We start from the raw sequence: 2587 nt of genomic DNA, 5'->3' as shown, positions 1-2587 counted from the left end.
CTTTTATTTAGTGTGTGTAGAATATCAGAATAGCTATATATTTCCATAAAAACGAGAGAAAACGAAAGATATAGGGATAATTTGATATATAAATAATTAAATGGGAGTTTTGCAATGACAAGAAAATTTAGAGAATTCAAAAAGAGTCTCAGTGAAGAAAAAGCCAGAGTAAGACTTTACAAATCTGGTAAAAACTGGGTCAAAGCAGGTATTAAAGAGTTTCAGTTACTTAAGATGTTAGGTTTATCATTGTTACCAGATAAGGTTGATAAAACAGAAGATGACAAAGTAAGCGTAGGAAGTCTGATTAAGGATAATGCGCTGAAGACAACAGCCATAACGGGTGGGTTGTTTACTGTCAACATGTTACATGATCAACAAGCTTTTGCAGCTTCAGAAGCACCAATTACATCGGAAATTACCGTACATAGTCAAACAATCGGTGACCAAACATCTGTGACAATCGAACAGTCACAAGCAACACCTGACAGCACGTCAACAACTGATAGTGAAAGCGAAAGCACACAATCAGAAAGCGACGTATCAGTCGATAGCGAAAGTCAGGTAGCAGAAAATAGCACAACATCACAATCGACAGACGATCGTACAACATCTCAATCAGTAGATAGTACATCGGCAGCAAGTGAATCTACTTCTCAGTCACAAAGCAGCACGTCATCAGAAAGTCAAAGTACGCAGTCGTCCCAAAGTAAGTCAGCAAGTACCTCGAATCAAGCTACAACTTCAGAAAGTCCAAAAGCGCATCACAACACATCATTAGCTCCAAATGACACAAATACCACAACGCGTTTTACATCAGCTCAGACATCTACTTCACAGTCAACATCCATGTCAACAACAATTAAAAACGACTTACAAAACTTAGGTGGCGCCGTCTTCCGTTCGGTGAGCCATTCTATTTTCAGATCAGCGTCTAGCATCCCAGCAGAACAAGTGTTTACAGGAACAGGTTGGGATACGAAAGCGAACTTTCCAATTTACTACAAATTGAAAGTAATCAATGATGGTCACCAGTTAATATTCGAATATACAGTGTCATATGATAACCCGGATACACCGATAGTTGAAACACCGAATCTGCCAAAAGGTATTACGATTACAAGTACAAACCAAGGTGTATTCCCAGTATTAAAGTTAGGTCCAGGTTTTAGTGCGCCACCACCGGCAAAAATAGGGTTAACATTACCGGGTTATAATACGAATGCATTTAAAGATGGTAAGTATCAATATGTGGCAGTTCATGACTTCTATGATACGAATGATTACACTTGGACATCAGGTGTGTTAACAACACCGTTTGCATCACAGGGTTATGGATTGACTTCTATTGTAACAGTGCCAATTGCGGACCCTTCACAAGATTTAGATTATTGTGTGATACCTCATGCAACGCAAGATGATCCTTCGCAGGACAGAAAGAACTACTTCCACGATGTTATCAAACCAAAAGGTGGTCATCTTAATAATGGCTCTATTACACCATCGCCAGAAGATTCTATAAGTGTATCTATCAAACAATCAGAGGAACATAGCGAGTGGGAATGGCAGAGCAAAGTTCAAAGTGAAAGTGAATCACGCAGCATTGGTGAGGATTGGGCTATTCAGAGTCAATCACAAAGAGAATCTATTAGCACGTCTATAAGTTGTTCATTAAGTGAATATTACAGTGAATCTGATGCAATTGAGAATCAAGCAAGTGAATCAGAATCAATGAGTATATCTAATAGAGAGTCAGAAAGTATAAGTAGATCTGCTAGCAACTCCAAACAAATGAGTGAATGGCATAGTCAAATTGATTCGGGCAACCAAGCTTATTGGAGCAATAGTGCCAGTCGATCAGCATCTGAAAGTAGAGAGCGAAGCCTATCTGATTCAATCAGCCAATGGTATAGCGAAAGAGATTCAGTAAGCCGATCAAACAGCCAACGTATTTCAGAAAGCAACTCTAGGGCTGAATCAGAACGTCAGTCAATTATTGATAGCTATAGCCGAAGAGATTCTGAAAGACAGTCTGAGTATGAAAGTAATAGTCGATCAGTTTCTGAACAACGCTCGAATTACTGGAGTGAATCAGAGAGTACTTCAGCACGTAACTCGTTAATAAGCTATTATTCAACACGTAACTCGGAATCCGTGAGTCGACGTGAACAAAGTACAAGTGAATCTGAGAGCACCTCAATACGTAACTCATTGATTAGTGAACATTCAGCGAGTAACTCAGAATCTGAAAGTCGCAGAGATAGTAGTATTAGCGCATCAACGAGTGATAGCATATCGAGAAGTACAAGTGCATCCACGTCCGCAAGCACATCGGCATCAGAGAGTGTAAGTGTATCAACATCGACAAGTACGTCATTATCAGCAAGTACATCCAACTCGGTAAGTACTTCAATTTCTGCTAGTGAGAGTGTGTCAAACAGCGTAAGCACATCAACATCAATTAGCACTTCAGCAAGTACAAGTGCATCGATATCAACAAGTAGTTCGGTTTCAGAGAGTGAGCGAGCATCAAGAAGTGCGAGCGAATCGGCATCAGTGAGCGCATCGGATAGCACGAGCAGATCGG

General features: G+C 40.1%; 1 protein-coding gene. It reads left to right on the top strand.

What is annotated here, in order from left to right; translation table 11 throughout:
* Positions 1–114: 114 nt before the first annotated feature.
* A partial coding sequence (locus CD122_RS11305; RefSeq protein ID WP_169926521.1) for a KxYKxGKxW signal peptide domain-containing protein occupies positions 115–2587 on the top strand: 2473 nt, incomplete at its 3' end.

It is taken from the genome of Staphylococcus rostri, from assembly GCF_002902145.1.
Classification (GTDB): Bacteria; Bacillota; Bacilli; order Staphylococcales; family Staphylococcaceae; genus Staphylococcus; species Staphylococcus rostri.
This window is presented reverse-complemented; position numbering and strand designations above follow the sequence as displayed.